Raw genomic sequence first — 6,512 nt, 5'->3', positions numbered from 1 at the left:
TGTCACCGGATCACCTTCGCGCAACCGAATGAGCGGTCCGGGAACACTGCCGTTGACCGCGATGCCGCGTCCGGCGCGGCCCTCTACGCAGCGCGGGCCTCGGCCAACGCGAAGTTCGATGGTCTCGCCGCTCACCTCGTCAAAGCCCTGGCGGATCAGCGGCTGCGACAGGTCGCTCCCGCGCGCCCAGGCCGGACGCACAAGTAAGGTGCTGCCGGCGAGTGCCGATGCGCGAAGGAAATTTCGCCGACCAAGCGGCTTCTCGAATGTCTCGTTGCTCATATCGCCATTTACGCGTGCTTGGCTCGGCAACCCTCAAGCTTTTTGTGCGCCGCCGCGAAGCCTGGCCCGTGCTCGGTAAATGCGCGTCTCCACCGCCTTTTCCGAAATGCCGAGAATAGCAGCTGCCTCGCCTTGTGAATAACCCTCATGCGTCACGAGGATCAATGGCTCGCGAAGCGACGCAGGGAGGCGCGCGATCTTCGCCTGTACGCGGCGGAGCTCGTCGCGCCGCTCGATCGACTCGACGGGATCCTCGGGATCCGGACGATCATGTTCGGCCGTCGGATCCAGCCGATCGAATGGGTTTTCGATGAAGAAGCGCCAACGCCGACGCCGCAGGAGATCGCGGCACTTGTTGAGGGTTACGCGTGCCAGCCAGGGAGCTAGTGCGCGCCTTTCGTCGAAACGATCGAGCTTCAGCCACGCCTGCGCAAGCGCCTCTTGCGCGGCGTCTTCGGCTTCAGCGCGATTGCCCATTGTCGCTTGGGCGATGGCCAACAAGCGCGGCGCATGGCGTGCGATCAGGCGGTCATAGGCGGCGCGGTCACCGGCCCTCGCGCGCCGAACAAGGTCCTGCTCTTGTGCCTCTGTGTCGCCGTCCCCGGGGGTCATTCCGGCTGGCTGGTGAGCGATTGCGTGACCCGGGCATCGAACCGCTCGCGCTGCGCCGGCGTAAGGAGCGCGCGCATCGCGAAAAGGTGATCGATCGTGGCGTCCTGGAGCGCGCCCATGCGGGCGTGGACGGTTGCCACGGCCGCTTTCACTCGCGGGCCGTTGCGCCCTTCGATCTCGATCGCACGAGCGAGATCGACATTGGCCTGCTGCAATTGGAGATCGAGCGCGCGCTGCCGCGCGCCGAACCGTGCCTCGAGCGTTTCGAGCGCGGCCTCCTGGTCGGGCGACAGCTGCAACCGCTCATGGACAAAACTATGGAGACCGGTCGCCGTGCTATGCGTCGGCACCCATCGATCGACGGCGAGCGCGCCGAGCGCGCCGAGCGCCACGGCGAGAAGCATGAGAAAGACGAGGCCAACGCGCCGCACCTTCAGCCTTCCAGATCGAGCAGCGCAGCGGGGGCATGGTCGGTTACCCAGATAGCACTGGGATGAGCGCGGGCGGGCTCGCTGCCAGCGATGCCCATCCCAGAAACCGTCGCGATGGCGAGGAACAGCGCGCTCAACGCCGTCTGGCGCAACCGTCTTCGTCGTTCGGCAATCGTGCCGATCCGTTGCCATACCCCACTTATGAATGCTGCATCGAGCGGCGCTGCAACGTCGGATTGTGTTGGCTTCATTGTCATCGCTTCCTGCTTTCACCTCTAATACGTATTGTCCAGGCAGTTCCCCTCGCGGGCCGAGGGATAAGACACCTGGCGAGCGTAAGCGCAGGTGAAAATCTGGGGAGTCTGCATTCACATGGCCGAAACATGTTGAGCACCGTCATTCTGACATTCGCGATTTTCGCGATAGCTTGCGCTGTACATATCGGGGGGATTGCCGGAACGGCACGCCATATCAGGCGCATCTCCGGGCACGGTTGGAGGATGGCGTGCTTGCTGCCATTGTTGCTCGGATTGCATCTGGCCGGCGCGGCGTTGTTCGCCTTAGGGTTTCATTTTGGCGGGCTTTTGGGCCTAGGCGCGCTATCCGGCTCCTCGCCACCGGATGCGATGGATCAATTCTACTTCTCGCTGATCAACATGACGACGCTTGGTCTCGGCGACGTATATCCGGTCGGCCATTTACGGTTTCTGGCTGGCGTCGAATCGCTGACGGGTTTTCTACTTCTCAGTTGCTCGGCGTCCTATGTGTTTCAGTCGATGCATCAAACAGACGCATAAAACTGCGAATGTTGATGATTTCGCGGTAGATCGCCACACGCGCGAATCACCAGATGGAATCAAGGTAGTGTGAACCGACATTAGCGGTGATAAACTGCCTAGCATAGTTCGGTTTGGGGAGTGTAATTTGACGCGTTTCGGCTTGCGCCAGATAATACCTCTAGTATTGGCCTTGGTTGTACCGATAGTCGTTGGCTTTAAATGCTTGAGCCTCCAAGCGGCGGTGCTGACCTTGGGGTTGACAATTTTCGTAAACACCGCGGCCCTTGGAATCGCATGGGCCATATTGCTGCTATTTGTCGGGGGTACTGAATTAGTTCGCAAGAGCCTCATCGATTCCTCGCTTGCGTTTGATCTCGCCTTCATTTGCTCAAGCGCCAGCGGCATACTCATTGGTTCCAACTGCTAGCCAGCATCAATCGCTCGGTGTTGGAGCGGGGCCGCCCACAACTCCCTCCGCATAAGCGCCGCTTGACTCCGTACTATAGTACCGGCGCTAGACCTCTTTTTTGGTTCTTTCCGGTCGCGTTAGCAGCGCTATTCGCACCGGTCGTGATCGAAAGAAGGAGCTTGATCGTGACAACCTCGAATATTCAGAGCGTCGTCGTGGCCTGTACGGAGTGCATGGTTTCCTGCGAACGATGTGCCGATCACTTCATCGGCGATGCTGAAATGGAAACCTGCCTGCGCCTCTGTCTGGAATGCGCGGGCTGACGGAGACCATGTGGGATCCCATTCTGCAGAGTCTGCTTATGGCTCTGGGGCTATTGTACCGTGCCCTCTGGCCGATCCTGCTCGGCGTGTTTCTCACTGCATTGATCGAAACGCTAGTCGATCAGGACTGGATGGCAGCGCAGCTCGGCGGGCGCGGCTTGCGCAGCGTCGGCAAGGCTTCCGTCGCCGGCGCCGTCAGTTCGGCATGCACCTACGGCGCGCTCAGCATCACCCAGACCTTGTTCAAGAAGGGGGCTTCTGCGGAAGCGTCGTTCGCGTTCGCCTTCGCTTCGACCAACCTCGTCTTCGAACTGGGCATCCTGATTTACGTCCTGCTCGGGTGGCAGTTCCTGCTCGCCGAGCTGTTGGGCGGTTTCGTCCTCATCGTGTTCATGTATGTCTTGGTGACGTTCACCCTTCCGCGCCGGCTGTTCGAGGAATCCCGGCAGCGGCTGCGCGACAGCCATCCAGATGATCCGGGTCCGGTCACTTTCACCCGGACCGTATCGTCACACGGCAACTGGCGGGAGCAGCTGGGCACGCGCAAGGGCTGGGGCAGGATCGCCCGCAACTATTTTCATACGCTGGGCGTCATCTACAAAAGCGTGCTGATCGGCTTTCTTCTTGCAGGGTTCATCGTCGAAATGGTGCTCGTGACGGTCTGGCGCGCGCTTTTCGTGCCCGCGCAAGGCTTGGCCGGTATTGCCGAAAATGCCGCGGTCGGCGTCATGGCAGGTGTTCTGAGCTTCATCGGATCGATCGGCAATGTGCCGTTCGCCGCGGCTCTCTGGGTGTCAGGGGTCTCGTTCGGCGGCGTCATCGCATGCATTTATGCCGATCTCATCACGCTTCCGGTGATGGCGCTGTGGCGTCGATTCTTCGGCTGGAGAGGAGCAATCTACATTTTCGCGATTTTCTATGCCACGATGTTCCTGAGCGCGGTCCTGATGGAATATGTGTTCAACGCGATCCACTGGGTGCCGGCGCGGCTCACGGAGGGCAATTTCGATTCGTTCGTGCAGGTGCGGCTGGACGCGACCCTGATCGTCACCCTGATGGCGATTTGCGGAACGCTCTTGCTATCCCGCCTGAAAACGTCAGCGTAGGAGCACAGCCATGACCGCGATGACGATCGGAAAGGCCGCGAAAAAGGCCGGTGTCAGCGTCGAGACGATCCGCTTCTACGAACGCCGGGGATTGATCGAGCAGCCTGCGAAGCCCGACCGATCGGTGCGCCGCTATTCCGATCAGGTTGTTCGCGAGATACGGTTCATCAAGGAGGCGCAACAGCTCGGTTTCACGCTACGCCAGGCCGGTGAGCTTCTCGATCTGCGCTCCGATCCCACGGCCGATCGTTCGGCAGTGCGTCTCCAGGCGATCGCCAAGCGACGCGAGGTTCGGCACAAGATTTTCCACCTGCAGCAGATCGACAAGGCGCTTTCCACGTTGGTCGAGCAATGTCCCGGTTGCGGCGATCTTCATGACTGCTCGATCATCGAATCGCTGGAAAGTGCCCGGTCGGACACTTTGTCTTTCCCTGAAGATTTCGAGCCGGAGCAGCCTGCAGTTCGCATCGTCACCCTTTTAATCGCAGGTCTTCGCTGCCCAGACTGTGCGGACCTCGCTGCAAACATGATTGCCGAACAGCCCGACGTGCGGTCGGCAAACGTCTCCTATTCGCAAGGCCAGGCCCGATTGACCGTCACCAATGCCTGGACGGGACCTGCCGCACTCAACCGCACCCTTGCCCAGCACGGCTATGCGGTAGAGCCTCCAATCGACAAAACCGGTGAATGAACGGTTGACCTCGTACTTGGGTACGGATGCTATATCCGTATCTGGTGGCCGTGAAGGTCGCCGGACGACCATCAATTAATGGAGATCAACATGAAACGGATCATGGTTGGCGCAATTGTCGCGCTGTTGACCAGCTCGGCCGCCTATGCAGCGGCACCGGGCGCAACGCACGACGCAGTGAAACCGGTAACCGCCTCGTCTTGCGGGATGCCTTGCTGCGACTGATCGTATGATATCACCGGCCAAGACGACCGTTTTGGCCGGTGATTGCCCGTCTCGGTTTTCCGGAGCAACGCGAAGCAGTATCGGGAACCTGGCTTGATTGTAGCCAGAGCCTCAGCTCTTTTGGATTCGGCGGCCAAACATTGGCAACTAGGACGTCACCGTGAACTGCCCCATCATGCCCGCGTCCTCGTGCTCAAGGATATGGCAATGATACATATAGGGCAGATCGCGATCGGTGTATTCCTCGAACCGCACCAGGATGCGCACGCGCTCGCGGGGGCGAACAACGACGACATCCTTGAGCCCCAGTTCTTCGGCCGATGCGGGCCGGCCGTCGCGATCGAGGACACGGAACTGCACATTGTGGACGTGGAAGGGGTGCGCCATCATCGACGCGTTCTCGATTTCCCAGATTTCATCGGTTCCGACCGTTACCGCTTCGTCGATCCGCTGCATGTCCATCGAGCGTCCATTGATCGTGAACCCGCCGCCGCGCATCATTCCCATCGGCATGTCGAGCACGAAACGCCGCTTCCGCACCGCCTTGCTCGCATCCGGAGGTGCGAGATCGACGAGACGCCGCGGCAGCGGCCCCCAGCGCCTCCTCGCTTCGCCCGGGCGGATGTCGAGCGCGACGAAGCGCTCGCCGCGGTCCGCGCCGCGCGCCATCATTCCCCCGCGCATCATTGTACGCCGGGCATCGGCGGCCAGGAGCTTGACCGCTAAACCGTCCTGAAGATCGACGATGATCTGAGCGCGTTCGGCAGGGGCCAGGATCACATGGTCGGTTCGCAAGGCGGCGGCGAGCAGCCCGCCATCGGTGCCGATCAGGTGGAATGACCGGCCATCGCTGAACGACAGGCGATAGAAGCGCGCGTTCGAACCGTTGAGAAGGCGAAGACGCAACCGGTCCGAGCCGGCATCGAATGTCCGGCCGATGCCGCCGTTCACGAGTAGCGTATCGCCGGTGACGCCCATCATCCTGTTCATCATCGACGGCGAATAGATCAGCTCCCCAGCGCTGCCGAACGACCGGTCCTGCAGGATGAGGGGAACGTCGTCGACGCCGTACTCGCCTGGAAGCGCGAGGCGCTCGCTTTCGCGGTCGCGAACGTAAATCGCACCCGCCAGCCCGTCATAGACCTGCGGTCCCGCTCGGCGGTGCATATGCGAATGATACCAGAACATCGCGCCGCGTTCGCGTATTTCAAACGATGGCGACCACGTCTCGCCCGGTGCGATCGGCTGATGCGGTCCGCCGTCCGCTGCCGCCGGCAGGTTGAAGCCATGCCAGTGCAGCGTCGCCGGCTCGTCGAGCGCGTTGACCACGGACATGCGAACCCGCTCGCCCGCATGCATTTCCAGCGTGGGACCGAGATAGGCGCTGTTGATGCCGATGGTTGGCGTCGTCCGCCTCTCGATAAATTCGCTGACGCCCTTTTGCAGCCGTAGCGAGAATTGGCGCGCGCCGCCGGCTTGAACTCCCGGGAGCAGCGGTGGAATGTTGAGCGGTTTACGGTCGCCGGTGCCGCCCGACACTGCCGTTCGAGACTCGTCGAACAGACCGGGCAGCGTGACGCCGGCGACGATCATGCCCCCGCCCAGCGCCGCTCCCGCGACCAGTTGTCTTCGGTCGATCATGCTGTTCCTTTCG

General features: G+C 61.3%; 9 protein-coding genes. 4 read left to right on the top strand and 5 right to left on the bottom strand.

Annotated elements, in window-relative coordinates; translation table 11 throughout:
- The 4 genes from J7S20_RS09795 to J7S20_RS09780 form a co-directional block, all read right to left on the bottom strand.
- On the bottom strand, positions 1-282 hold a 282-nt coding region (locus tag J7S20_RS09795), incomplete at its 3' end, for a twin-arginine translocation signal domain-containing protein (RefSeq protein WP_284054021.1).
- A 33-nt stretch (positions 283-315) separates the two neighbouring features.
- On the bottom strand, positions 316-894 hold the full coding sequence (locus J7S20_RS09790) for an RNA polymerase sigma factor (RefSeq protein WP_284054020.1): 579 nt from the start codon (positions 892-894) through the stop codon (positions 316-318).
- Positions 891-1,325 carry a Spy/CpxP family protein refolding chaperone gene (locus J7S20_RS09785; protein ID WP_284054019.1) on the bottom strand — a complete coding sequence of 145 codons (435 nt, stop codon included), beginning with the start codon at positions 1,323-1,325 and terminating at the stop codon, positions 891-893. Before J7S20_RS09785 ends, J7S20_RS09790 begins: the two co-directional genes overlap by 4 nt.
- 2 nt (positions 1,326-1,327) lie before the next feature.
- Complete coding sequence (locus J7S20_RS09780; protein WP_284054018.1) at positions 1,328-1,576, bottom strand: hypothetical protein; 249 nt, start codon at positions 1,574-1,576, stop codon at positions 1,328-1,330.
- A gap of 132 nt (positions 1,577-1,708) precedes the next feature.
- Here J7S20_RS09780 and J7S20_RS09775 point away from each other — a divergent pair, with 132 nt between their 5' ends.
- From J7S20_RS09775 to J7S20_RS09760, 4 genes are all read left to right on the top strand, one after another.
- Positions 1,709-2,122, top strand: a complete 414-nt coding sequence (locus tag J7S20_RS09775) for an ion channel (RefSeq protein WP_284054017.1) — start codon at positions 1,709-1,711, stop codon at positions 2,120-2,122.
- Positions 2,123-2,698: 576 nt separating this feature from the next.
- On the top strand, positions 2,699-2,836 hold the full coding sequence (locus J7S20_RS09770) for a four-helix bundle copper-binding protein (RefSeq protein ID WP_284054016.1): 138 nt from the start codon (positions 2,699-2,701) through the stop codon (positions 2,834-2,836).
- A complete protein-coding gene (locus J7S20_RS09765; RefSeq protein WP_284054015.1) occupies positions 2,824-3,942 on the top strand; it encodes a permease in 1,119 nt (372 codons plus the stop codon). The genes J7S20_RS09770 and J7S20_RS09765 overlap by 13 nt, the downstream gene beginning before the upstream one ends.
- Positions 3,943-3,952: 10 nt before the next feature.
- A complete protein-coding gene (locus tag J7S20_RS09760) occupies positions 3,953-4,633 on the top strand; it encodes a MerR family transcriptional regulator (protein ID WP_284054014.1) in 681 nt (226 codons plus the stop codon).
- A 372-nt stretch (positions 4,634-5,005) separates the two neighbouring features.
- On the opposite strand, the gene J7S20_RS09755 is transcribed toward J7S20_RS09760, so the two are convergent.
- On the bottom strand, positions 5,006-6,499 hold the full coding sequence (locus J7S20_RS09755; RefSeq protein WP_284054013.1) for a multicopper oxidase family protein: 1,494 nt from the start codon (positions 6,497-6,499) through the stop codon (positions 5,006-5,008).
- Positions 6,500-6,512 lie beyond the last annotated feature (13 nt).

This window comes from Stakelama marina (assembly GCF_018122655.1).
In the GTDB taxonomy this organism is placed as follows: Bacteria; Pseudomonadota; Alphaproteobacteria; order Sphingomonadales; family Sphingomonadaceae; genus Sphingomonas; species Sphingomonas marina.
This window is presented reverse-complemented; position numbering and strand designations above follow the sequence as displayed.

Excerpts from the sequence above, each read along its gene's own strand:
- J7S20_RS09790 (WP_284054020.1), bottom strand. The coding sequence starts at position 894 with ATGACCCCCGGGGACGGCGACACAGAGGCACAAGAGCAGGACCTTGTT.
- J7S20_RS09780 (WP_284054018.1), bottom strand. The coding sequence starts at position 1,576 with ATGAAGCCAACACAATCCGACGTTGCAGCGCCGCTCGATGCAGCATTC.
- J7S20_RS09775 (WP_284054017.1), top strand. The coding sequence starts at position 1,709 with ATGTTGAGCACCGTCATTCTGACATTCGCGATTTTCGCGATAGCTTGC.
- J7S20_RS09765 (WP_284054015.1), top strand. The coding sequence starts at position 2,824 with ATGCGCGGGCTGACGGAGACCATGTGGGATCCCATTCTGCAGAGTCTG.
- J7S20_RS09760 (WP_284054014.1), top strand. The coding sequence starts at position 3,953 with ATGACCGCGATGACGATCGGAAAGGCCGCGAAAAAGGCCGGTGTCAGC.
- J7S20_RS09755 (WP_284054013.1), bottom strand. The coding sequence starts at position 6,499 with ATGATCGACCGAAGACAACTGGTCGCGGGAGCGGCGCTGGGCGGGGGC.